The organism is Pseudomonas sp. S3E17, assembly GCF_024168685.1.
Taxonomy (GTDB): domain Bacteria; phylum Pseudomonadota; class Gammaproteobacteria; order Pseudomonadales; family Pseudomonadaceae; genus Aquipseudomonas; species Aquipseudomonas marginalis.
On record NZ_JALJWE010000001.1, the window covers coordinates 1,869,991 to 1,892,515 of the forward strand.

Annotated in this window: 22 protein-coding genes and 1 pseudogene; 11 read left to right on the top strand and 12 right to left on the bottom strand. The window is 62.3% G+C overall.

Features of this window, described 5'->3' with window-relative positions; all coding sequences use genetic code 11:
* Positions 1-7 precede the first annotated feature (7 nt).
* The 7 genes from J3D60_RS07880 to J3D60_RS07910 all read right to left on the bottom strand — a co-directional run bounded on the left by J3D60_RS07880 (position 8) and on the right by J3D60_RS07910 (position 5,519).
* The gene (locus J3D60_RS07880; RefSeq protein ID WP_253490783.1) at positions 8-1,216 is read right to left on the bottom strand and encodes an amino acid deaminase; all 1,209 of its coding nucleotides are present in this window, start codon (positions 1,214-1,216) and stop codon (positions 8-10) included.
* A 9-nt stretch (positions 1,217-1,225) separates the two neighbouring features.
* Positions 1,226-1,990, bottom strand: coding sequence for an IclR family transcriptional regulator (locus J3D60_RS07885; protein ID WP_065942123.1), 765 nt, complete (start codon positions 1,988-1,990; stop codon positions 1,226-1,228).
* Between the two features lie 106 nt (positions 1,991-2,096).
* Positions 2,097-2,486: a RidA family protein gene (locus J3D60_RS07890; protein ID WP_012723821.1), complete on the bottom strand. Its 390-nt coding sequence runs from the start codon at positions 2,484-2,486 to the stop codon at positions 2,097-2,099.
* Between the two features lie 16 nt (positions 2,487-2,502).
* On the bottom strand, positions 2,503-3,285 hold the full coding sequence (locus J3D60_RS07895; RefSeq protein ID WP_065941974.1) for an amino acid ABC transporter ATP-binding protein: 783 nt from the start codon (positions 3,283-3,285) through the stop codon (positions 2,503-2,505).
* A complete protein-coding gene (locus J3D60_RS07900) occupies positions 3,282-3,944 on the bottom strand; it encodes an amino acid ABC transporter permease (RefSeq protein ID WP_065941973.1) in 663 nt (220 codons plus the stop codon). The genes J3D60_RS07895 and J3D60_RS07900 overlap by 4 nt, the downstream gene beginning before the upstream one ends.
* 11 nt (positions 3,945-3,955) lie before the next feature.
* Entirely contained in the window at positions 3,956-4,618 is a 663-nt protein-coding gene (locus J3D60_RS07905) for an amino acid ABC transporter permease (protein ID WP_027608632.1), read from the bottom strand.
* Between the two features lie 52 nt (positions 4,619-4,670).
* Positions 4,671-5,519 carry a transporter substrate-binding domain-containing protein gene (locus J3D60_RS07910; RefSeq protein ID WP_065941972.1) on the bottom strand — a complete coding sequence of 283 codons (849 nt, stop codon included), beginning with the start codon at positions 5,517-5,519 and terminating at the stop codon, positions 4,671-4,673.
* A gap of 332 nt (positions 5,520-5,851) precedes the next feature.
* Here J3D60_RS07910 and J3D60_RS07915 point away from each other — a divergent pair, with 332 nt between their 5' ends.
* Together J3D60_RS07915 and J3D60_RS31280 are read left to right on the top strand one after the other, a co-directional pair.
* The gene (locus J3D60_RS07915) at positions 5,852-6,100 is read left to right on the top strand and encodes a hypothetical protein (RefSeq protein WP_253490785.1); all 249 of its coding nucleotides are present in this window, start codon (positions 5,852-5,854) and stop codon (positions 6,098-6,100) included.
* Between the two features lie 75 nt (positions 6,101-6,175).
* Positions 6,176-6,430, top strand: a pseudogene (locus J3D60_RS31280) (thioredoxin family protein); the annotation flags it as partial.
* Positions 6,431-6,485: 55 nt separating this feature from the next.
* Here J3D60_RS31280 and J3D60_RS07925 read toward each other — a convergent pair.
* From J3D60_RS07925 to rpiB, 3 genes are all read right to left on the bottom strand, one after another.
* Positions 6,486-8,054 (bottom strand): TerC family protein, encoded by a 1,569-nt coding sequence (locus J3D60_RS07925; RefSeq protein ID WP_065941971.1) that lies wholly within the window; start codon positions 8,052-8,054, stop codon positions 6,486-6,488.
* Between the two features lie 412 nt (positions 8,055-8,466).
* Complete coding sequence (locus tag J3D60_RS07930; RefSeq protein ID WP_027608636.1) at positions 8,467-9,447, bottom strand: sugar-binding transcriptional regulator; 981 nt, start codon at positions 9,445-9,447, stop codon at positions 8,467-8,469.
* Between the two features lie 63 nt (positions 9,448-9,510).
* Entirely contained in the window at positions 9,511-9,972 is a 462-nt protein-coding gene (gene rpiB, locus J3D60_RS07935) for a ribose 5-phosphate isomerase B (RefSeq protein WP_016969738.1), read from the bottom strand.
* A gap of 283 nt (positions 9,973-10,255) precedes the next feature.
* On the opposite strand from rpiB, the gene J3D60_RS07940 reads away from it, so the two are divergent.
* The 7 genes from J3D60_RS07940 to dhaL all read left to right on the top strand — a co-directional run bounded on the left by J3D60_RS07940 (position 10,256) and on the right by dhaL (position 17,549).
* The gene (locus J3D60_RS07940; protein WP_065941970.1) at positions 10,256-11,743 is read left to right on the top strand and encodes a sugar ABC transporter ATP-binding protein; all 1,488 of its coding nucleotides are present in this window, start codon (positions 10,256-10,258) and stop codon (positions 11,741-11,743) included.
* On the top strand, positions 11,740-12,717 hold the full coding sequence (locus J3D60_RS07945) for an ABC transporter permease (RefSeq protein WP_027608638.1): 978 nt from the start codon (positions 11,740-11,742) through the stop codon (positions 12,715-12,717). The genes J3D60_RS07940 and J3D60_RS07945 overlap by 4 nt, the downstream gene beginning before the upstream one ends.
* 36 nt (positions 12,718-12,753) lie before the next feature.
* Entirely contained in the window at positions 12,754-13,761 is a 1,008-nt protein-coding gene (locus J3D60_RS07950; protein ID WP_027608639.1) for a substrate-binding domain-containing protein, read from the top strand.
* A gap of 151 nt (positions 13,762-13,912) precedes the next feature.
* Positions 13,913-14,668: an SDR family oxidoreductase gene (locus J3D60_RS07955; protein ID WP_253490787.1), complete on the top strand. Its 756-nt coding sequence runs from the start codon at positions 13,913-13,915 to the stop codon at positions 14,666-14,668.
* 27 nt (positions 14,669-14,695) lie between these two features.
* Entirely contained in the window at positions 14,696-15,811 is a 1,116-nt protein-coding gene (locus J3D60_RS07960; RefSeq protein WP_253490789.1) for an alcohol dehydrogenase catalytic domain-containing protein, read from the top strand.
* Positions 15,812-15,896: 85 nt separating this feature from the next.
* The gene (locus J3D60_RS07965) at positions 15,897-16,898 is read left to right on the top strand and encodes a dihydroxyacetone kinase subunit DhaK (RefSeq protein ID WP_065941967.1); all 1,002 of its coding nucleotides are present in this window, start codon (positions 15,897-15,899) and stop codon (positions 16,896-16,898) included.
* A 3-nt stretch (positions 16,899-16,901) separates the two neighbouring features.
* Positions 16,902-17,549 carry a dihydroxyacetone kinase subunit DhaL gene (gene dhaL, locus J3D60_RS07970; RefSeq protein WP_253490791.1) on the top strand — a complete coding sequence of 216 codons (648 nt, stop codon included), beginning with the start codon at positions 16,902-16,904 and terminating at the stop codon, positions 17,547-17,549.
* Here dhaL and J3D60_RS07975 read toward each other — a convergent pair.
* The gene (locus J3D60_RS07975; RefSeq protein WP_027608644.1) at positions 17,506-18,402 is read right to left on the bottom strand and encodes a LysR substrate-binding domain-containing protein; all 897 of its coding nucleotides are present in this window, start codon (positions 18,400-18,402) and stop codon (positions 17,506-17,508) included. The two genes, dhaL and J3D60_RS07975, sit on opposite strands and share 44 nt — an antisense overlap.
* A gap of 150 nt (positions 18,403-18,552) precedes the next feature.
* Here J3D60_RS07975 and J3D60_RS07980 point away from each other — a divergent pair, with 150 nt between their 5' ends.
* Positions 18,553-20,061 carry an MFS transporter gene (locus J3D60_RS07980; protein WP_253490793.1) on the top strand — a complete coding sequence of 503 codons (1,509 nt, stop codon included), beginning with the start codon at positions 18,553-18,555 and terminating at the stop codon, positions 20,059-20,061.
* 483 nt (positions 20,062-20,544) lie between these two features.
* Here the strand turns inward: J3D60_RS07980 and sohB are convergent, their stop codons facing one another.
* A complete protein-coding gene (gene sohB / locus J3D60_RS07985; protein ID WP_027608646.1) occupies positions 20,545-21,570 on the bottom strand; it encodes a protease SohB in 1,026 nt (341 codons plus the stop codon).
* 195 nt (positions 21,571-21,765) lie between these two features.
* Here sohB and J3D60_RS07990 point away from each other — a divergent pair, with 195 nt between their 5' ends.
* Positions 21,766-22,476, top strand: coding sequence for a histidine phosphatase family protein (locus J3D60_RS07990; protein WP_253490795.1), 711 nt, complete (start codon positions 21,766-21,768; stop codon positions 22,474-22,476).
* Positions 22,477-22,525 lie beyond the last annotated feature (49 nt).

A 22,525-nucleotide genomic window follows, 5' to 3' on the forward strand; every position in this document is an offset into this window, starting at 1 on the left:
TTTACACTCAGAAACGGGTTTCCAGGGACTCGATCACCCGCAACTGCTCATCCACCAGGCAGCCGACCTGCCACTTGTCGAAGGTCAGGCAAGGGTGCGAGGTGCCGAAGGAAATGATGTCGCCGATGCGCAGCTCGACACCTGCCGCGACGGTCATGAACGCGTGCTGGTCCATCACGGCGGTGACGGTGCAGGCGCTCACATCATCGCCTTCCGCCGGCAGGATCCCGGCGCGATAGCGTTTAAGCGGCACCGGCAAACCGGCGTCGTAGGCCACGTCGCGCTTGCCCAGGGCGATCACCGCAAACCCCGGCTCAGGCAACGATTGCACATGGGCCCAGACTTCCAGGGCCGGACGCAGGCCTTCCTGGAGGTCGCTGCGGCGGTCGAGCACGCAGCACTGCGCCTCTTTGTAGATGCCATGGTCGTGGGCCACATAGCTGCCGGGGCGCAATACACTGAGGAAACGGCCGGCGGCGTTTTGGGTTTCGAAGGACTCGGCGATCAGGTCGTACCAGGCCGACCCCGACGCCGTGATAATAGGCTTGGGCAGGTCGAAGGCCCCATTGTTTTGCAGGTCCACGGCCAGGCGCACCAGGCTCGCGGCGAAGTCGCGGATGCCACTGATGGCGTGCTCGCCGTGGATCACCCCTTCGTAGCCTTCGATACCGGTGAGGGCCAGGGCCGGTTGGGCCTTGATCGCCTTGGCCAGGTCGCGCACTTCCTGCTCGCTGCGACAACCGCAACGGCCGCCGACCACGCCATATTCGATCATCACGTTCAGGCGCAGGCCACGGGCGGCGAAGAACAGGCCCAGGTCGGCGACATTGTCCGGGTGGTCAACCATGCAGTGGAAGTCAAAATCCTTGTCGGCCAGCAGATCGGCGATCAACGCCATGTTCGGTGCGCCCACCAACTGGTTGGCCATCAGCACCCGGCGCACGCCACCGGCATAGGCGGCGCGGGTCTGCACCGCGTTGGCCAGGGTGATGCCCCAGGCGCCTGCGGCAAGCTGGCGCTGGAACAACGCCGGCATCATGCTGGTCTTGCCGTGGGGCGCCAGTTCCGCGCCGCTGTTGCTGACGAAATCCTGCATCCAGCGAATGTTGTGTTCCAGGGCGTCGCGGTGCAGCACCAGGGCGGGCAGGCTGACGTCACGGACCAGGTGGGCACCGACGGCGGCGGCGCCCTTTTCAACGGCATTGATGGCTGACATGGAAAACTCCTATTCGTTGATGCGACGGGCCAGGTTGTTGGCGCTGTCGATCAACACCCGGCGATAGTCGTTGTAGTTTTTGCTCGCATCGGCCCGAGGGGCGACGATGCACAGCGTCGCAATGCTGACGCCCTGCGCGTCCCGGACCGGGGCGGCAAAGCAGTGGGTAAAGGTGTCGGCCACACTGTCGAAGGAAAAGAACCCATCGAGGGTGGCCTGGCGGATTTGCGCGAGGAAGGTCTCCAGCGGCAGGCGCTGGCCGTCCGGCAGGATAAAGTCGTCGTGGTCGATCAGGTCGATGATCTGCTGGTCGCTCAAATGCCCCAGCAACAGGCGCCCGGAGGCGGTCCATGGGATCGGCGCGTCTTCACCGATGTCCGAGGAAATACGGAAATGCCGCTCGCCTTCGCGCATCAGCGCCACCGTGTATTTGCGCCCGTTGAGCAGGCACATCTGCGCGGTTTCGTGGGTTTGGCTGACGATCTCCTGCAAGGCGTGATCGGCCTCGCGGGTCAGGTCGAAATGGCGCAGGTGCGCCTGGCCGAGGAAGTACAACTGACGGCCGAGGTAGACGTGACCGTCCTTGCCCACGGTTTCGAGGATGCGCCGCTCCAACAGGGAGGCGACCAGTTCGTAGACCGTGGATTTGGGGCTGCCGATGCCGCTGGCAATATCATTCGGGCGCAGGGGCTGGCCGATTTCCTTGAGAAAATCGAGGATATCGAATGCACGGTCCAGGCCTTTGGCGCGGCGTTTGATGGTGTCTTCGGTCATGGCGATATCAGTCCGGTCGAAATGGTAGGGCTGGCGCAGGTCCACTGTGGGAGGGGGCAAGCCCCCTCCCACATTTGATCTCTGGTGGGCTTAAGAGTGGGGCAATTTAGCCCTTTTTCTTGTAGGCCACGCAATCAATCTCGACCTTGCAGTCCACCATCATGTTGGCCTGCACACAGGCCCGCGCCGGGGCGTGTTCCGGGGTGAAGTATTCGCCGAAGACCTTGTTGAAACTCCAGAAGTCACGCGGGTCTTCCAGCCACACGCCGACCCGCACCACGTCTTTCAACTCGTAGCCGGCTTCTTCGAGGATCGCTACCACGTTGCGCAGGGTCTGCCGGGTTTGCTCGATGATCCCGCCGGTGATGATTTCGCCGTCCACCGCAGGCACTTGGCCCGAGACGTACAGCCAACCGTCCGCTTCCACCGCGCGGGCGAAGGGACGCGGCTGGCCACCGCCGGCCGTACTGCCGGCTCCGTAACGAGTGATGCTCATAAAACGATGCTCCTGATTAAAAACGAATGTTCTTGAGAAATTCCGCCAGGCGCGGCGATTGCGGCCGCTCGAAGATGTCCTTCGACGAGCCCTGCTCTTCAATCCGGCCCTGGTTCATGAAGACGATCTTGTCCGAGACTTCATAGGCAAAGCGCATTTCGTGGGTGACCAGCAACATGGTCATGCCCTCTTCCGCCAGGCCCTTGATCACACTGAGCACCTCGCCCACCAATTCCGGGTCGAGGGCCGAAGTGACTTCGTCGAAGAGCATCAGGCTCGGGTTCATGGCAATGGCACGGGCTATCGCCACACGCTGTTGCTGGCCGCCGGACAGCTGGCCGGGAAAGTGATCGCGGCGCTGCAGAAGTCCTACACGGTCCAACCATTTTTCCGCGAGTGCCACCGCCTCGTCCTTAGGCATTTTCTTAACTTTCAACAGGCCGAGGGTGACGTTCTGCAACGCGCTCAGATGGGGAAACAGGTTGAACTGCTGGAACGCCATGCCGGTCATCGCCCGGTGCTGGGCAATCACGCGTTCGGGGTGACGCACGCGCTTGCCGCCGATGTCGCTGTAGCCGATGGACTCGCCATCCAGGGTGATCTGCCCGCCCTGGAACTCTTCGAGCAGATTGACGCAACGCAGTAAGGTGGTCTTGCCCGAGCCGCTGGAGCCAATCAACGTCACCACGTTGCCGCGTTCCATGGACAGGTCGACGCCCTTGAGCACTTCGACCTCACCGTATTGTTTACGCAGGCCGCGGATGTCCAGCAGCGGCTCGGTTGTTTGAGGTTGGTTCATGGCAAGGCCACCCGCTTTTCAATGTAGCGCCCGAATAACTCGATGGCGTAGTTGATGACAAAGAACAGAAACCCGGCGAACAGGTAGAACTCCAGGGTCATGAAGGTACGCGCGATCACTTGCTGGGTACTCAACAGCAATTCGGCCACGCCGATCACCGAGAGCAAGGTCGAGGCCTTGACGATTTCCGTCGAGGAATTGACCCAGGTCGGCAGGATCTGCCGCAGCGCCTGGGGCAGCAGCACATAGGCCAGGGATTGCCGGAATGTCAGGCCAATCGCCTTGCCTGCTTCCAGCTGCCCACGGGGAATGGCTTGCAGTGCACCGCGCACGATTTCCGACACGTGGGAGCCGCAGAACAGCGTGAGCCCGACGGCGCCGGCCTGGAACGCGGTGATTTTCCAGCCAAGCGCCGGCAGCATGTAGAAACACGCCAACACCAGCACAAACACCGGCGTGCCACGGATCAGGTCGACATACAGGCGAAACGGTGCGCGCATCCAGAATTTGCCGTAGGTCAGGATCAACCCGGCGACGATACCGATCAGCGTGCCAAAGATAATCGCCAGCGCCGACACCGCGACACTGGCCTGAAACCCCGCCCAGAGCGTATCCCGGGCGATCCACAACTCATGCAGCCAGCTGGGGGACTCGTACATGGACACCCTCCTTAACGACGGATCGCCAGACGCTGTTCCAGGTAACGGAGCAGCATGGCAATGAGGTAACAGGCCGCCACGTAGAGCGCGGTCGTGACCAGCCAGGTTTCAATCACCCGGTAGCTTTCGACGTTGATCTTGCGGGCGTAATAGGTCAGCTCGGGCACTGCGATGGCGGCGGCCAGGGACGTGTCCTTGAACAGCGAAATGAAGTTGTTCGACAACGCCGGCAACACATTGCGCAGCATCACCGGTACGGTGATATAGGCGCGGATCCGCCATTCGCCAAGGCCGATGGCCAGTCCGGCTTCGCGCAAGCCCTTGGGAATATTCAACAGCCCGGCGCGGAACACTTCGGTCAGGTAGGCACCGGCGTACAGCGACAGGGTGATGATGAACGACGGGATCTTGTCCAAGCGGATACCCAGGCTGGGCAACGCAAAGTAGATCAACAGGATCAGCACCAGGATCGGCGTATTGCGGATCACCGTCACATACACCGAGGCCAGGATTCGCAACGCGCGGTGTCTGGACAGCATGGCAAACGCCATCAACAGGCCGATCACGCAGCCGATGGCGATCGACAGCAATGCCAGTTGCAGGCCCAGGCCGAGCCCCGCCAGCAAGGTGTCGAAATCGCGCCACACGGCGGCAAAGTTCAACTGATAGTTCATGGTCAGCAGTACCTGATGGGGGCGCCGTTGGCGGCGCCCCGGTTTTCACGAATCACTTGAACTCGACGGGGAAGCCGATGGCAGGTTCCGGCAGGTCCACACCGAACCACTGCTTGAACGACGCCTTGTAGGTGGGGAATTCCACACCGGTCATGGCTTCATGCAGCGCGGTATTGACGAAGTTCAGCCAGTCCTGGTCGCCACGCTTGACCGCACACGCGTAGGTCTGCGGGCTCCAGGCGTAGGCCGGGCTGCGGTAGCGGCCGGGGTTCTGCACCATCAGGTACTTGACCGAGGACTGGTCGGTGGCGGCGGCATCGGCGCGACCGGAGTTCACCGCCTGGTACATCAGGTCGACGCTGTCGTACTGGTCGACCTTGGCCTTGGGCAGCGCCTGGTGCACCAGTTCTTCGGCATACACGTTCTGCAGCACCGCCACGGTGACGCCATCGCCCGCTGCCTGCAGGTCTTCGATTTCCTTGTACTTGCTGTTGTTCGGCAGCAGCAGGCCCACGCCTTCGCGGTAGTACGGCAGCGTGAACGCCACTTGCTGGGCACGGCTGGCGGTGACGGTGATGAACTGGCAGCTCATGTCGACCTTATCGGTCAGCAGGTTGGGAATGCGTGCGTCGGACGACTGCACCACAAACTCGACCTTACTCGGGTCGTTGAACAACCCCTTGGCCACCATGCGGCCGATGTCGATATCAAACCCCTGCAACTTGCCATCCGCTCCCTGGAAGTGCCACGGCGCATTGGTACTGCCTGTACCCACGATCAGGTGCCCACGCTTGAGCACATCATCGAGCTTGCTGTCCGCCGCCTGCACAATGCCTGCGAGGGAAGCCGATGCGGCGAAGAGAAAAACACACGCTTTGAACACGGAAGGTCGGTGATGCATGACAAGCACTCCAGGAGTTGTGTATTCCGCTATACCGGAACTTAGTATGTAACAACGGAATAGACAGCAGAAAGTGTGCCACACGCACCCGCAGAAAAACATGCCTGGGATAAAGGCTTGTTAAATCAGATAGATAAATATTTCTGGGAGACAAGGCGCTACGCCAGCACCTGCAATCACTTTGCTACCCAGGGCCCCATATGGTGGTGACAGGTCCCGGCGGACGCACTGCAACAGCGTTACCGCGCACCGTTGCGGTGCGCGCGCAGCGTGGAAAAATTCCCATGCTGGACTAGCCTTGGCACATCCCTGCCGACAAGGACCTTGCCCTGATGAAGTCATGTCTTACCCTGGTGGTGCTCACCTTGCTCGCAGCCGGCAACGCCTCGGCCAGCAACGACCGCCGCGACTGCAAGGAAGAACTGCGCAAGCTCAAGGAAGCCTTCGACACCAACTACACCAGCCAGAATCACCACGGCTATCGCCAGGCCAAGGCCTCCCGGGACAATGAGGAATACCGCAAGTGCGCGAACCAGGCGCGCAAGGCCCGGGAACGGGTGGAGCGTGAGGCAGACCTGTGAAGGTTGACAGTAGACGACAGCGACCTACCGACCTAGCGTTGGCACACACCAGCGCTGTCCGGGAGGAACACTGTCATGGGATACGCCAACGGTACCATCGCCAATGCCGAGGACTATCAACGGGTGCTCAGCACTTCACACCCGGTGTTCATGTTGTTTGTCTCGCTGCATTGCGCTGCCTGCGCAGGCTCGGCACCTTTGTTTAAACGGATCGCCGGAAAATACCCGTCCGTGGTCAGCCTGATACTGGACTGCGCGCGCACCCCAAGGCACCCGGAAGTCACGGGCACCCCCACGCTATTGGTATTTCGCGACGGCGCCTTGAAGGAAAAAATCAAGAGCTTCGGTCCAAAGGCCGAGCAACCATTGTTCTTAGAGAACACCTTCAATCACTATGCCCTTGGCCACGATGTAACAGCACCTGCGTCACCCGCCGCTCCTCCACCGCAGCCACCGTCAGGCGCCAGCCCTCATGCTCCAGGTCATCGCCCACCACCGGCAGGCGGTCGAGCAGGCTCATTACCAGACCGGCCAGGGTCTGATAATCCTCGGTCGCGACGGCCTTGAAGCCGGTACGCTGACGAATCTGGGTGAGATTCAGGGCGCCATTGGCACGAAAACCCGCGCCCTCCTCGACAATATCCGGCCCTTCGATCTCACTGGCATCCGGCAACTCACCGGCAATGGATTCAAGAATGTCGGTCATGCTCAGTACGCCCATGAAGTCACCGAATTCGTTGATCACGAAGGCGATATGGGTGGATTCCTGGCGCATCTGCTCCAGGGCGTTGAGGATCGAAAAGCTCTCCAGCAGGTTGATCGCCCGACGTGCGAGATGCTCCAGGTTCGGCTCGTTGCCGGCCAGGTATTCCTTGAGCAATTCCTTCTTGTGCACAAAGCCCAGCGGCTCATCCACCGCGCCATTGCGGATCAACGGCAGGCGCGAATAGGACGAATGCATCAGCTTCAAGCGAATCGTGTCGGGGTCGTCCGCCAGGTCGATAAAGTCGACGTTGGCCCGCGGCGTCATCAAGCTGCGAATCGGCCGCTCGGCCAGTTGCAGCACACCGCTGATCATCACCCGCTCGCGTCGGTCGAACAGCGGCCCCTGGGCGGCATCCGTCTCGCCCAACAGGTCAGCCACCTCTTCACCCACTTCCTCCACCGCCAGGCTGCGACCGCCGAGCAAGCGCATCACCGCATGGGCCGTGCGTTCACGCACCGGCAACACGCCCTGGGCCGACTTCTTGCGACGCGCGCGGGCAATCTGGTTGAACACCTCGATCAGGATCGAGAAACCAATCGCTGCGTACAGGTAGCCCTTGGGAATATGGAAACCCAGGCCTTCGGCGGTCAGGGCGAAACCGATCATCATCAGGAAGCCCAGGCACAGCATGATCACCGTCGGGTGGGCGTTGACGAAGCGTGTGAGCGGCTTGCTCGCGACGATCATCAGGCCGATGGAAATGATCACCGCGATCATCATCACCGCCAACTCATCCACCATACCCACGGCCGTGATCACCGCATCCAGGGAGAACACCGCGTCGAGCACCACGATCTGCGCCACAATCGGCCAGAACATCGCGTATGCCACGTTGCCGGTGCGCTGGGCCACATGGCCTTCCAGGCGTTCGTGCAATTCCATGGTGGCCTTGAACAACAGGAACACACCGCCGAACAGCATGATCAGGTCACGGCCGGAGAAGCTCTTGTCGAACACCTCGAACAGCGGTTGGGTCAGGGTCACCAACCAGGAAATACTCGCCAGCAGGCCCAGGCGCATCAGCAACGCCAGGGACAAACCGATCAAGCGCGCACGGTCGCGCTGCTCCGGCGGCAGCTTGTCGGCCAGGATCGCAATAAACACCAGGTTGTCGATGCCCAGCACCAGTTCCAGCACAATCAAGGTCAACAGGCCGAGCCAGGCCGTTGGATCCGCTAACCATTCCATTTATACAAGTCTCTCTACAGGTTTCAGAATGCCGGGCACGGCAAGGCGCGGTCAGTGGACCGGGACAAGGCTGGCAGTCGGAATACGAGGTGTTTCAGCGGGAACAGCGGCAGCGGATGTCTTGGGGAAAGACGACTGGGAGGCTCCAAGAGGATGTTCATGCAGGTCCTGAAATAACAAAAGGACTTGAATCCTACAGGCGAAATACAAATTCCCTACAACGCAAAACTATTACAAAACCTGTCTTCGAACCCCACACAAAATCATGTGGGAAGGGGCTTGCCCCCGATGAGCATGGGTATCTGCACAACTTTTAAGATCCTGCCAAATCTCTGTGGTGAGCGGGCTTGTCTGCCGGGCGTCCGGCATTGAGCCAACGCTGTGTAGATACCTATGCCCAGATAAGGGCGTGTCAGGTTTTACGGGTTGCATCGTCCAGCGCCAGGATGGTGTGGGCATTCGTCACCGTCGTCGCCAGGGTATTGATCACCCCCGACCGCAACGCCCCCAACGTTGCCGCCGCCTTGGTGTTCTCGCTGGCAATCGCCACCACGTCCGGGATGCGGAACAACTCCTGCACCGTCAGCCCGATCACTCGCCCCTGGATCGCGTTGACTGCCGGCTGGCCGTGGATGTCGATGAAGTCATAGCCCATCATGTCGCCCACGGTACCGGACAGGCGTGCCTGGGCGATCTCCTGGGGCGAGAACCAGCCCATGCGCACCATATTGCTGTTCTCGCTCATGTCGCCGATGCCGATCAGCGCCATGTCAGCCCGCCGCGCACGGTCGAGGGTGGAGCGCACCGTGTCGTTGTTGATCAACACCCCGCGCAACTCCGGGTTGGCCACCAGGGCCGGGGCGTAGAGGCTTTCACTCTCGCCGCCAAAGCGCAGGGCCAGGCGCCGGCAGATATGGTCGGGGTTCATGTATTCGCCAGCCTTGAGCGAACCGCCAATGGCGCAGACAAATGTGCAGTTGCGCGTCACCGGCAGGAACACGTTATCGGCCACGGCGCCGACGTTGCGGCCCATGCCCACGGCGACGATCATGCCGTCGCTCAAGGTCTTGTTCAGGTAGTTGGCCACCAGGCTGGCGACGGCCGAGCGCTGGGTATCGGGATCGCTGTGGTCGACCGCGATCAACGCGCGATCCAGCTTGAAGCGCGCCACCAAGGCCTGTTCCAGCTCGTTGTTCATCGCCGGATGCTGCAAGACGCGCACCTCGACAATGCCTTCATCCCGCGCGCGCTTGAGCAATCGGCTGACTTTGGCCCGGGACAGGTCGAAGCGCTTGGCGATGGCTTCCTGAGTGACGTTCTCGAGGTAATAGAGCATCGCCACTTCGGTCATCTGATCAATATCGCTGGCCATGCGCTGGGTACTGTCACTCATGGGGACGGGCTTCCGTTTCGGCGTCAAAGGCGCATTCTCCCGACTCTTGCCCTGCTACGTCCACTATTGATGCCCATCGCGCTCGATCGCATTGATGCGCTCGACCTTGGCCCCGGAACGGGCCGCCTCGAACTCCGACTCCAGGAACGACTTGACGATGCTTTTCGCCAGTTCGGCGCCGATCACCCGCGCGCCGATCGACAGGATCTGCGCATCGTTGCTCTTGCGCGCCCGCTCTGCCGAGTACGTGTCATGGGCCTGGGCCGCACGAATTCCGAGCACCTTGTTGGCCGAGATCGCCATGCCGATCCCCGTGCCGCACACCAGCACGCCCAGGCGCTGCTGCCCGGCGTTGATGGCGGTGGCCACGGCCAGGGCGATGTCCGGGTACAACACCGGCGCGGTGGAATGGGTGCCGAAGTCGGTCACCGGATAGCCCAGCGCCTCGATATGGCGCTTTAACAGCTCCTTGAGCTCAAAACCCGCTTCATCGCATCCGATAGCCACCGGGAAAGGTGTGTTCATGGTGTCTGACTCCGCTGCCGTGAGGGTGCTTACGACTGATCAATTGATCACTCAATGAAATTTCTCTCATTCATTTCGCAGGCGTTACCCCTCTTCTGTCAAGCGAGATTTAACTGACCTGTCAGTCAAAGCGCTCTAAAAAAGGGTAATTGGCGAAAAAGATCAGAATCACCGCATTTACATGAAAGAGATTGACTGATCAGAATTTCATTTGATACACATATGATCACAGCGAAACATGACTGTGCGACCTAATAAGAATTCACAGCACGAGGACACGCCGATGGCCACGCCATTACTGCTCCAGGCTGAACACGTCGCCAAGGCTTACGCCGGGATCCCTGCCCTGCGTGACGGGCGCCTCTCTCTACGGGCCGGCAGCGTCCACGCCCTGTGCGGCGGCAACGGAGCAGGCAAGTCGACTTTCCTGAGCATCCTGATGGGCATCACCCCGCGTGATGCCGGCAGCATTCTGCTCAACGGCACCGCCGTACAGTTCAATCGCCCCAGCGAAGCCCTCGCGGCGGGGATCGCGATGATCACCCAGGAACTGGAACCGATCCCCTACATGACCGTCGCCGAAAACATCTGGCTGGGCCGCGAACCGCGCCGCGCCGGCTGCATCGTCGACAACAAGGCCTTGAACCGCCGCACCCGCGAACTGCTGGAAAGCCTGGAATTCGAGGTGGACGCCAGCAGCCCCATGCACCGACTGAGCGTGGCGCAGATCCAGCTGGTGGAAATCGCCAAGGCGTTCAGCCATGACTGCCAGGTGATGATCATGGACGAGCCAACGTCGGCCATTGGCGAGCGCGAAGCCGAAACCCTGTTCAAGGCGATTCGCCGCCTCACCGCGCGGGGCGCCGGCATCGTCTATGTATCGCACCGCTTGAGCGAACTGGCGCAGATCGCCGATGACTACAGCATCTTCCGCGACGGCGCCTTTGTGGAAAGCGGACGCATGGCCGATATCGACCGCGACCACCTGGTGCGCGGCATCGTTGGCCAGGAACTGACCCGCATCGACCACAAGGTCGGCCGCGAATGCGCCGCCGACACCTGCCTGCAAGTCGACAACCTCAGCCGCGCCGGCGAGTTCCACGACATCAGCCTGCAACTGCGCCAGGGTGAAATCCTCGGCATCTACGGCCTGATGGGCTCGGGGCGCAGTGAATTCCTCAACTGCATCTATGGCCTGACCGTGGCCGACTCCGGCAGCGTCACCCTGCAAGGCAAGCCCATGCCCGTGGGCCTGCCCAAGGCGACCATCAATGCCGGCATGTCGCTGGTCACCGAAGACCGCAAGGACAGCGGCCTGGTGCTCACCGGCAGCATTCTTTCCAACATTGCGCTGTCGGCCTACAAGCGCCTGTCGAGCTGGTCGCTGATCAATGCGCGCAAGGAAACCCAACTGGCCCAGGACATGGTCAAGCGCCTGCAGATCAAAACCACCTCACTGGAACTGCCGGTGGCGTCCATGAGCGGCGGCAACCAACAGAAAGTGGTGCTCGCCAAATGCCTGTCGACCGAACCGGTGTGCCTGCTCTGCGATGAGCCGACCCGGGGTATCGATGAGGGCGCCAAGCAGGAGATCTACCACCTGCTGGATCAATTCGTGCGCGCCGGTGGCGCCGCCATCGTGGTGTCGTCGGAAGCCCCGGAACTGTTGCACCTGAGTGACCGCATCGCCGTCTTCAAGGGCGGCCGCCTGGTGACCATCAGCACCGACACCGCCCTTTCCCAGGAAGCCCTGTTGAGTCTTGCCTCATGAATGCCAAAACCATTGCCGCCCCTATCACCACCGCACCGCGCAACCGCCTGCGCCTGTCCCTCGACCGTTTCGGCCTGCCGCTGGTGTTTATCCTGCTGTGCGTGGTGATGGCGTTTTCCAGCGAGTACTTCATGACCTGGCGCAACTGGATGGACATCCTGCGCCAGACCTCCATCAACGGCATCCTCGCGGTGGGCATGACCTACGTGATCCTGACCAAGGGCATCGACCTCTCCGTCGGTTCGATCCTGGCCTTTGCCGGATTGTGCAGCGCCATGGTCGCGACCCAGGGCTACGGGCTGCTGGCGGCGGTGAGTGCGGGGATGTTTGCCGGGGCGATGCTCGGCGTGGTCAACGGCTTTATGGTCGCCAACCTGTCGATCCCACCGTTCGTGGCCACCCTCGGCATGCTCAGCATTGCCCGCGGCATGACCTTCATCCTCAACGACGGCAGCCCGATCACCGACCTGCCCGACGCCTACCTGGCCCTGGGCATCGGCAAGATCGGCCCGATTGGCGTGCCGATCATCATCTTTGCGGTGGTCGCGCTGATCTTCTGGATGGTGCTGCGCTACACCACCTACGGCCGCTACGTGTACGCGGTGGGCGGCAATGAAAAAAGCGCGCGCACCTCCGGGATCGGCGTGCGCAAGGTGATGTTTTCGGTGTACGTGGTGTCCGGCCTGCTCGCCGGGTTGGCCGGCGTGGTGCTGTCGGCACGCACCACCTCCGCCCTGCCCCAGGCCGGGGTGTCCTATGAGCTGGACGCGATTGCCGCCGTGGTGATCGGCGGCACCAGCCTGTCGGGCGGTACCGGCAGCATCGTCGGCACGCTGTTCGGCGCGTTGTTGATCGGCGTGATCAACAACGGCCTGAACCTGCTCGGCGTGTCCTCCTATTACCAGCAGGTCGCCAAGGGCCTGATCATCGTGTTTGCAGTACTGATCGACGTGTGGCGCAAGAAAAAACGCTAGAGAACGACCACTACAACAATAACCGGAGTTCCCCCCATGAAACTTGGTACCACCCTGGCCGCCGCGGCGGCTCTCTCCCTGCTCGCCGGCAGTATCGCAATGGCCGCCGATGGCAAGACCTACAAGGTCGGCGCGGCCGTCTACGGCCTCAAGGGCCAATTCATGCAGAACTGGGTCCGCGAGCTCAAGGAACACCCGGCGGTCAAGGATGGCACCGTGCAGTTGACCGTGTTCGACGGCAACTACGACGCCCTGACCCAGAACAACCAGATCGAAAACATGGTGACCCAGCGCTACGACGCGATCCTGTTCGTGCCGATCGACACCAAGGCCGGCGTCGGCACGGTCAAGCAAGCCATGAGCAACGACGTGGTGGTTATCGCCTCCAACACCAAGGTCGCCGACGCCTCGGTGCCCTACGTCGGTAACGATGATGTGGAAGGTGGCCGCCTGCAGGCCCAGGCCATGGTCGACAAGCTCAACGGCAAGGGCAACGTGGTGATCATCCAGGGCCCGATTGGCCAGTCGGCGCAGATCGACCGCGAGAAAGGCGAGCTGGAAGTGCTGGGCAAGCACCCTGGCATCAAGATCATCGAGAAAAAGACCGCCAACTGGGACCGCGCCCAGGCGCTGGCGCTGACCGAAGACTGGTTGAACGCCCACCCCAAAGGCATCAACGGCGTGATCGCGCAGAACGACGACATGGCCCTCGGCGCCGTACAGGCCCTCAAATCCCACGGCCTGACCTCCAAGGATGTACCCGTCACGTCCATCGACGGCATGCCGGACGCGATCCAGGCGGCGAAAAAAGACGAAGTCACCACCTTCCTCCAGGACGCCCAGGCCCAGTCCCAGGGCGCACTGGACGTGGCGTTGCGCGCACTGGCCGGCAAGGACTACAAGCCGCAGTCGGTGATCTGGGAGCGCTATGCCAAGGACGTGAAATGGGGCGATGGCACGGCCAAGACCTACATCCTGCCGTGGGTGCCCGTCACTAACGCCAACGCCGATGCGCTGTACAAACAGGTCAGTGGCGGTAAGTAGTCATTGGCTTGAAATACAGTCAAGTGTGGGAGGGGGCTTGCTCCCGATGGCGGTGTACCAGTGATAGATCAGGTGATCTGACCCACCGTCATCGGGGGCAAGCCCCCTCCCACATGAGATCTTCACTGTTTTCGAAAATGGAGTCATGTAAATGTCTGGATTCTGGAACCAAGCCTTCGACCTCAACGGCCGTTGCGCGGTGATCACCGGCGGTGCCGCCGGTATCGGCCTGGCCTGCGCCAGCCTGCTGGTGGAGCGCGGCGCTCGCGTGGCTTTGCTCGACCGCGACCCGGCGGTGGTTGAAGTGGCGGCAGGCCTGGGTGCCGGGCATCTGGGCATTGCCGTCGACCTCAGCCGGATCAACCAGGTGCAACACACCATCGACCAGGTCTTCGCACACTTCCAACGCCTGGACTACCTGATCAACAGCGCCGGGGTGGCCCTGCTGGACAAGGCCGTCGATGTCAGCGAAAGCGCCTGGGACACCACCCTGGACATCAACCTCAAGGCCAGCTTTTTCGTGGCCCAGGCCTGCGCGCGGCACATGCTCGCCCAGGGCAGCGGGCGCATCGTCAACCTCGCGTCCCAGGCCGCGGTGATCGGCCTCGACCGCCACGTCGCCTACTGCGCCAGCAAGGCGGCCATCGTCGGCATGACCAAGGTATTGGCCATGGAATGGGCGCCGCACATTAACGTCAACGCCATCTCCCCCACCATCGTCGAGACCGCGCTGGGCAAGAAGGCCTGGGCCGGTGAAGTCGGCGAACGGGCCAAATTGCAGATCCCGGCGGGCCGCTTTGCGCAGCCGGAGGAAATCGCCGGGCTGGCGCTGTACCTGCTCAGCGATGCCGCGCAGATGATCACCGGCGCCAACCTGATGATCGACGGCGGCTACAGCATTCAGTAATTCATTTATCTGTCGTGAGGTTTTGTCATGTCCACTGTCACCGAACGCACACCCGAACAACTCTCGCCGGTCATCCCGAAAACCATGCAGGCCGTGGTCTGCCATGGCCCGGAAGACTATCGCCTGGAAACCGTCGACGTGCCCGCGCCCGGCCCCGATGAGATCCTCACCAAGGTCGAGTTGTGCGGCATTTGCATGGGCGACATCAAGACCTATCGCGGCGCGCCGTCGTTCTGGGGCGATGCCGAGCAACCGCGCTACGTCAAGCCGCCGATGATCCCCGGCCATGAGTTTGTGTGTCGCGTGGTGGCCCTGGGCCCGGGCGCGGAAAAGCGCGGCGTGAAGGTCGGTGACCGGGTGATCTCGGAGCAGATCGTGCCGTGCTGGGGCTGTCGCTTCTGCAACCACGGCCAGTACTGGATGTGCCAGAAACACGACCTCTATGGCTTCCAGAACAATGTGCAGGGTGCCATGGCCCAGTACATGATCTTCACCAAGGAAGGCATCATTCACAAAGTGCCGGAATCCATCGCCCCCGACGAAGCGATCCTGATCGAACCCCTGGCCTGCTCACTGCATGCGGCGGAACGCGCCAACGTCGACCATGACGACGTCGTGGTGGTCGCCGGCGCCGGTACCCTGGGCCTGGGCATCATCGGCGCCGTACGCCTGCGCAACCCGAAAAAACTCATCGTGCTCGACATGAAACCCGAACGCGCCGCCCTCGCCCTGCGCATGGGCGCCGACGAAGTGTGGAACCCGGCCGAAGTGGACGTACTGGCCAACATCCGCGCGATCACGGACGGCTATGGCTGCGACATCTATATCGAGGCCACCGGGCACCACAAGGCGGTGAACCAGGGCCTGGCGATGCTGCGCAAGCTGGGGCGCTTCGTGGAGTTCAGCGTGTTCAACGACGAGGCCACGGTGGACTGGTCGATCATCGGCGACCGCAAGGAGCTGGACATCCTCGGCTCGCACCTGGGGCCGTACATGTACCCGCGGGCCATCGACTTTATCGGCAACCGCAAGATCGATATGCGCGATGTAGTCACCCACAAGTTCGCCCTGGCGGACTTCAAGGAAGCGTTTGCGGTGATGGAGCGTGGCGATAAATCGCTCAAGGTTGTACTAGAGCCCTAAGCACCCGACAGGTCCAAATGTGGGAGGCGGCAAGCCCCCCCCACAATTGGATAGCGGTGAACCCATAAAAACAGGAACCCGCGTTATGAATCGAGTCATCAACGATCCGGACCAAGTGGTCGAGGACATGCTGCGCGGCATCCTGGTCGCGCACCCCGAACTGCGCCAGTACGAAAGCAACCCACGGGTGATCGTCAAGGCCAGGCCTTCCGGGCCAGGGCGTGTCGGCATTGTCACGGGGGGCGGCTCCGGCCATGAGCCGGCCTTTCTCGGCTATGTCGGCCCCGGCCTGGTCGACGCCGTGGCCGTCGGTGAGATTTTCTCCTCGCCCACCGCCAAGAGCTTTTTCGACGCCTTCCGCGCCGCCGACCATGGCGCCGGCGTGGCCTGCCTGTACGGCAACTATGCCGGTGACAATATGAACGTGAAGCTGGCGATGAAAATGGCCGCCAGCAAAGACATGCGCATCCGCACCGTGGTCGCCAACGACGACGTGGCCTCCGCGCCCAAGGCCGAGATCGCCAAGCGTCGCGGCGTGGCCGGGGAAATCTTCATGTGGAAGATCGGCGGTGCCGCAGCCGCCCAGCACTACGACCTCGACGGCGTGATTCGCGTCGCGCAGAAAACCGTCGACCACTGCCGCTCGATTGGCATCGGCCTCACGCCCTGCACCATTGCCGCCGTGGGCAAGCCCAACTTCCAGATCCCCGACGGCCAGATGGAACTGGGCATCGGCCATCACGGCGAACCGGGCATTGAGGTCATCCCCATTGAGTCCGCCGCCGCCATGGCCGAGCGCATGCTCGCGCCGATCCTCGCCGACCGCGACTTCAGCCAGGATGACAGCGTGGTGGTGCTGGTCTCCGGTCTTGGCGCCACGCCGGTGATGGAGCTGTATATTTTCTACGCCGAGGTCGAACGCCAACTCAACGCCAAGGGCTTGAAGATTCACCGCTGCTACGTCGGCAACTACTTCACCTCCCTGGAAATGATGGGCGTGACCCTGACCCTGCTCGGCCTCGACGCGGAGTTGAAAACCCTGATCGACCAACCCTGCCGCTCCATCGGCATGACCCAGGCGGACTGAACCATGAGCCAGCATTTTTCCAGCCACCACGGCAGCGCCATCGTCACCGACCTGGTCAGCGTGATCGTGGCCAACCGTGAATACCTCAGCGAAGTCGACGGCGCGATTGGCGACGGCGACCATGGCATCAACATGGCCAAGGGCTTCGCCCATTGCGGGCGCATGATCGAAGGTCGCCAACTGACCCTCGCCGAAGCCCTGGATGAGCTGACCCTGAGCCTGATGGAAGGCATCGGCGGCTCCATGGGGCCGTTGTATGGCAGCCTGTTTATCGGCATGGCCGACGAAGTGCGCGGCCGTGACGACATCGACGCGGCCACCTTCGCCCACCTGTTGCGCGGCGGCCTGACCTCGCTGCAGGACATCACCGAAGCGGGCGTGGGCGACAAGTGCCTGATGGACACATTGATCCCGGCGGTGGAAGCCTTCGAGCGCGCGCACGCCTCGGGGGCGTCTTTCAGTGATGCACTGGAGGCGATGAAAACCGCCGCCTCCCAGGGGCGCGACTCCACCAAGGACCTGGTGGCGAAGATCGGCCGCGCCAGTCGCCTGGGCGAGCGCTCACTGGGCGTGCTGGATGCGGGGGCGGTGTCGTGCTGCCTGATCCTTACGCGCCTGGCGGATTCGGTGCAGCCGCGCCTGAGTGCTTGACCTGCTGGATATACCGCGCCACCGCCGGCGCTTTCTCGAAGCGCCGGTGAATCAGCGACAGCCACGAGGACGCGTCGCAGCCCTGAATGCTGCGATACACCACGCCCGGCAACTGCACATGCCCGACCATTGACGCGGGCACCACCGCCACGCCCTGCCCCATCGACACCAGCGCCACCACCGCGACCAGCCCGCCCGGCTGTGGCCCCAGGCGCGGGGCATAACCGCCTTGCGCGGCGACATGCAGGGTGCCGCTGATTTGCTCCGGCAGGATAAATGTCTCGTTTTGCAGGTGTTCGCAGCCGATGGCCGCGAGCCCCAGCAGCCAGGAATCCTGGGGCAGCGCCAGGACAAAACCTTCGCCGTCCAGGCGCACCGCCTCCACCCCCTCGGGCAAGGTCATCGGCGAGCGGATGTAGCCGATGTCGTAGCGCCCGTCCGCCACCGCACTCGGCAACGTGGCCATGGCGCATTCGCGCACCGTCACGCTGACGTCGGGAAATGCCTGGCCGAACGCACGCATCTGCCGCTGCAACAGCCCGGCGTACAGTGCCGAGGCGACGTAACCCAATTCGATATGGCCGATCTCGCCACGCCCGGCGCGCTGGGCATGGTGCTGGGCGAATTCGAACTGGCGCACGGTGGCTTCGGCTTCGACCAGCAAGGCGGCGCCGGCTTCAGTGAGGCTGACTTCGCGTTGCCGGCGGATAAACAAGCGCGTGCCCAGGCTGGTTTCCATGTCCTGGATCTGTCGGCTCAGGGTCGGCGGCGCAATGCCCAATTGCTCGGCGGCACGGGTGAAGTTGCGCTGCCGGGCCACGGCGAGGAAGTAGCGGAAATGGCGGATATCCATAACAGGATTAGCTCAAAGGTAATGAAGTGCTCCACAGCGGCTAACAATACCAGCAGTGGCCAGGGATAAGCTCGAAGCTCCTCAACACTGCAGAGCCCTTGTGATGTCCGTCAACTGTATTCCCCCTATTGCCTGCAAGGTAATCCAATCATGAGCCGGGTCAGCCCACGCCTGACGTTGCTGACCGCGTCCGGTGTCTGCTCGCTGATCGTGCTCGACACCAATATCGTCGCCGTGACCCTGCCGAGCATCGCTCGCGACCTGGGGGCGAACTTTGCCGATATCGAGTGGGTGGTCAGCGCCTACATGCTGGCGTTTGCCGCCTTGCTGCTACCGGCCGGCAGCCTTGCCGATCGGTTCGGACGCAAGAAATCCCTGGTCTGGGGCCTGAGTATTTTTATCCTCGCCTCCCTTGGCTGCGGGGCGGCGCCGAGTGCGTTGTGGCTGGACATCGCCCGCGCGGTCAAGGGCGTCGGCGCAGCGTTACTGCTCACGTCAGCCCTGGCCTCCATTGGCCATACCTTCCACGACGAAGTCGAGCGGGCCAAGGCCTGGGCGTTCTGGGGCGCCTGCATGGGCGTGGCGATGACGGCCGCGCCGACCCTGGGCGGCGTGATCACCGAGTACCTGGGCTGGCGCTGGATTTTCTACCTCAACCTGCCCGTGGGCCTGGCGCTGATGAGCCTAGTGCTGCACGCCATTGCGGAATCCCGCGATAGCCAATCCGCCCGCCTCGACCCGTGGGGCAGCCTGGCCTTCAGCGCGAGCCTGTTGTGCCTGATCTGGGGCCTGATCGAGGCCAACCGTATCGGCTGGGATAACCCGCTGACCTATGCGCGCCTGATCGGCGGTGCGGTGTTGCTGGGTGTATTTGTAGGGGTCGAACGTGTGCAGCAGCGGCCCATGGTGGACCTGCAACTGTTTCGCCACCCGCGTTTTATCGGCGCCTTGCTCGGGATGTTTGCCTACGCTGGCTGCGCCCAAGTGATGATGACGCTGCTGCCGTTCTATCTGCAGAACGGCCTGGGCTTCTCCGCGATTGCCTCGGGCCTGGGCATGCTGCCGTTCGCCCTGACCATGCTGGTCTGCCCCCGGATCGGCGCGCGGCTGGCGGGGCGCTTCGCACCGGCAACGATGATGGCGGCCGGGTTGACCCTGGTGGGCTGCGGCAACCTGCTGAGTGCCTGGGCGGTGAGTATCGGCGGCTATCTGCCCTTCGCTCTGGCGATTGCCGTCACCGGTGCCGGTGCGGGTTTGCTCAATGGCGATACCCAGAAAAACATCATGGCCTGCGTGCCACGGGACCGTGCGGGGATGGCGTCGGGCATGAGCACCACCATGCGGTTCAGCGCGATCATGTTGGCGATTGGCGTGTATGGCGCACTGCTGAGCAGCCACAGCGAGCATGTGTTGCGCGCACGTATCGACACGCAATGGCAGGCGCAGGTGGCGGGGATTGCTTCACGGGTGGTGGCCGGGGACATGCCGGCGGCAATGAGCTTGTTGCCGGAGCCGGCACGGGCGATGGTGCAACCGCTGGCGCGGCAGGCGTTTGTGGGTGGATTCAGTTACGTATTGTGGGTGGCGGGGGTGCTGGGAGTGCTCGGAGCGCTGGTGGTGGGGAGGCTGATGCGCAAGCCGATACCCACACCGAACTAAATGTGGGAGGGACGGTGCGACGATTCGACTTGCCCCCGATGAGCATAGGTATCTACAAAAATTTGTAGCAGCCAACGCTAACCACGATGCGAAGCGAGCCGCTCTTGATCTTGATCTCAGGCGCCCCGTTAAACCACGCTGGCCGGAATTCGATAGTGATTTGGGGGGTAAACCGGCAGGGATGCCGGTTTAGCCGCCCCGCGCCATGGATGGCGCGTGGCGGCGGCCCCCCAAATCACTGTCGGATTACGGGCACACCGAGCCTAGGCGAGGTGCCGAGTGGTGGGGCGAAGCGTTTTGCTTACTTTTGCGCTTTTCAAAAGTGAGCCGCCGTAAGGGCGGAACCAACAGCAGCCGTTACCGCAGCAACGGATATGTACTCGGTCTGATCCAACATCCTGGTCGGCTGTCAGGCCGCCATCGGGGGCAAGTCGAATCGTCGCACCGTCCCTCCCACAGGTATTACCTATACACCAAAGGGGCTTACCAGAAGCGTTGCTGGGTCAGGCGGCTCCACCAGGTCAGCAGCACCCGGTCGACCGAGCCGCTGGCCGCCAGGCCCACCCGTTCCTGCAGGCTTTTACGCTCGGCATAGTGCAGGTGGAACACTTCGGCGGTCTTGGCCTTGGTGGCCAGGTATTCGTCGCTGGTTTGCAGTTCGTCGACCAGTTGCTTATCCAGCGCGGCAACACCCAGCCACACCTCTCCGGTCGCTACGTCGTCAATCGCCAGCTGTGGGCGATAACGCGAGACGAAGTTCTTGAACAACTGATGGGTGATGTCCAGGTCTTCCTGGAACTTCTCGCGGCCCTTCTCGGTGTTTTCGCCAAACACCGTGAGGGTGCGCTTGTACTCGCCGGCGGTCAGTACTTCAAAGTCGATGTCGTGCTTTTTCAGCAGGCGGTTGACGTTGGGTAACTGCGCCACCACGCCAATGGAGCCGAGGATGGCAAACGGTGCGCTGATGATCTTCTCGCCGATGCACGCCATCATGTAGCCGCCGCTGGCCGCGACCTTGTCGATGCACACGGTCAACGGCACGCCCGCCTGACGGATACGCGCCAGTTGCGACGACGCCAGGCCGTAGCTGTGGACCATGCCGCCGCCGCTTTCCAGGCGCAGCACCACTTCGTCCTTGGGCGTGGCCAGGCTCAGCAGCGCGGTGATTTCATGGCGCAGGCTCTCGGTGGCCGAGGCCTTGATGTCGCCGTCGAAATCCAGCACGAACACCCGTGGCTTGGCCTCGGGCTTCTTCTTGCCGTTCTTCTTTTCGGCTTTGCTTTCGGACTTGCGCAGGGCCTTGAGCTGCTCCTTGTCGAGCAGGCTCGACTCCAGGCGCTCACGCAGGCCCTTATAGAAGTCATTGAGCTTGCTGACCTGCAGTTGGCCGGCGGCCTTGCGACGCCCTTTGCTGCGCAGTGCCGCGAAGCTGATCAAGACCACCAGAATAGCGACCACCAGGGTGACGGTCTTCGCCAGAAAGCTCGCGTATTCAGCCAAAAAATCCATGTGTCTCCTTAACAATGCACGGCGCCAGGCGCGGATTGCCCAAGCATACCGACGGGATCGCCGGGCGACCAGTGCTCAAACCGCCAGCAGGAACGCGCTCCAACGAGCTTTTAAAACAAGCGTATGTTTTTTCATTGACAGCACCCTGGCATCCTCATAACCTCGCCAGACTTTCAACGTACCGGGAAAACGGACGTGGGCAGCATCTATTTGATTCGACATGGCCAGGCCTCCTTCGGTGCAGACGACTATGACGTGCTGTCGCCCGTCGGCGTGGAACAAGCGCAAGTGCTCGGCCGCCACCTGGCGGATATGGGCCTGGTGTTCGACCGCTGCATCGCCGGCGACCTGCGCCGCCAGCAGCACACCGCCACTGCCGCCTTCGATCAATACAGCACCCTCGGCGTGCCGGTACCTGCATTGGAAACCGACAGCGCCTTCAACGAATTCGACGCCGACGCAATCATCCGCGCCCTGCTCCCCGACCTGCTCGGCAGCGAACCCGCCGCCCTGGACATCCTGCGCAACGCTGCGCAAAACCGCAGCGAATTCCAACGCATCTTCGCCCTGATCATCGAACGCTGGCTGGCCGGCACCTATGACCCGCCGGGACTGGAGAGCTGGCTGGGGTTCGTCGAGCGCGTCCAGGGTGGCCTGCAACGCATTCTGGAAGCGGCGGACAACACGCAGAAGATCGCGGTGTTCACCTCCGGCGGCACCATCACCGCCCTGCTCCACCTGATTACCCGGATGCCTGCCGCCCAGGCCTTCGAACTGAACTGGCAAATTGTTAACACCTCGCTCAACCAGCTGAAATTCCGCGGTCGCGAGGTGGCACTGGCTTCCTTCAACAGTCACACCCACTTGCAACTGTTGAAGGCGCCGCAACTCATCACCTTCCGATGAAGTGCGGCCAACCGTGACCCCAAGGTCACTGGACTCACCATAAAAGGAT

Bases quoted from the DNA above. Each gene is read 5' to 3' on its own strand.
- J3D60_RS07880 (WP_253490783.1), bottom strand. From the start codon at position 1,216: ATGTCAGCCATCAATGCCGTTGAAAAGGGCGCCGCCGCCGTCGGTGCC.
- J3D60_RS07885 (WP_065942123.1), bottom strand. From the start codon at position 1,990: ATGACCGAAGACACCATCAAACGCCGCGCCAAAGGCCTGGACCGTGCA.
- J3D60_RS07890 (WP_012723821.1), bottom strand. From the start codon at position 2,486: ATGAGCATCACTCGTTACGGAGCCGGCAGTACGGCCGGCGGTGGCCAG.
- J3D60_RS07895 (WP_065941974.1), bottom strand. From the start codon at position 3,285: ATGAACCAACCTCAAACAACCGAGCCGCTGCTGGACATCCGCGGCCTG.
- J3D60_RS07900 (WP_065941973.1), bottom strand. From the start codon at position 3,944: ATGTACGAGTCCCCCAGCTGGCTGCATGAGTTGTGGATCGCCCGGGAT.
- J3D60_RS07905 (WP_027608632.1), bottom strand. From the start codon at position 4,618: ATGAACTATCAGTTGAACTTTGCCGCCGTGTGGCGCGATTTCGACACC.
- J3D60_RS07910 (WP_065941972.1), bottom strand. From the start codon at position 5,519: ATGCATCACCGACCTTCCGTGTTCAAAGCGTGTGTTTTTCTCTTCGCC.
- J3D60_RS07915 (WP_253490785.1), top strand. From the start codon at position 5,852: ATGAAGTCATGTCTTACCCTGGTGGTGCTCACCTTGCTCGCAGCCGGC.
- J3D60_RS07925 (WP_065941971.1), bottom strand. From the start codon at position 8,054: ATGGAATGGTTAGCGGATCCAACGGCCTGGCTCGGCCTGTTGACCTTG.
- J3D60_RS07930 (WP_027608636.1), bottom strand. From the start codon at position 9,447: ATGAGTGACAGTACCCAGCGCATGGCCAGCGATATTGATCAGATGACC.
- rpiB (WP_016969738.1), bottom strand. From the start codon at position 9,972: ATGAACACACCTTTCCCGGTGGCTATCGGATGCGATGAAGCGGGTTTT.
- J3D60_RS07940 (WP_065941970.1), top strand. From the start codon at position 10,256: ATGGCCACGCCATTACTGCTCCAGGCTGAACACGTCGCCAAGGCTTAC.
- J3D60_RS07945 (WP_027608638.1), top strand. From the start codon at position 11,740: ATGAATGCCAAAACCATTGCCGCCCCTATCACCACCGCACCGCGCAAC.
- J3D60_RS07950 (WP_027608639.1), top strand. From the start codon at position 12,754: ATGAAACTTGGTACCACCCTGGCCGCCGCGGCGGCTCTCTCCCTGCTC.
- J3D60_RS07955 (WP_253490787.1), top strand. From the start codon at position 13,913: ATGTCTGGATTCTGGAACCAAGCCTTCGACCTCAACGGCCGTTGCGCG.
- J3D60_RS07960 (WP_253490789.1), top strand. From the start codon at position 14,696: ATGTCCACTGTCACCGAACGCACACCCGAACAACTCTCGCCGGTCATC.
- J3D60_RS07965 (WP_065941967.1), top strand. From the start codon at position 15,897: ATGAATCGAGTCATCAACGATCCGGACCAAGTGGTCGAGGACATGCTG.
- dhaL (WP_253490791.1), top strand. From the start codon at position 16,902: ATGAGCCAGCATTTTTCCAGCCACCACGGCAGCGCCATCGTCACCGAC.
- J3D60_RS07975 (WP_027608644.1), bottom strand. From the start codon at position 18,402: ATGGATATCCGCCATTTCCGCTACTTCCTCGCCGTGGCCCGGCAGCGC.
- J3D60_RS07980 (WP_253490793.1), top strand. From the start codon at position 18,553: ATGAGCCGGGTCAGCCCACGCCTGACGTTGCTGACCGCGTCCGGTGTC.
- sohB (WP_027608646.1), bottom strand. From the start codon at position 21,570: ATGGATTTTTTGGCTGAATACGCGAGCTTTCTGGCGAAGACCGTCACC.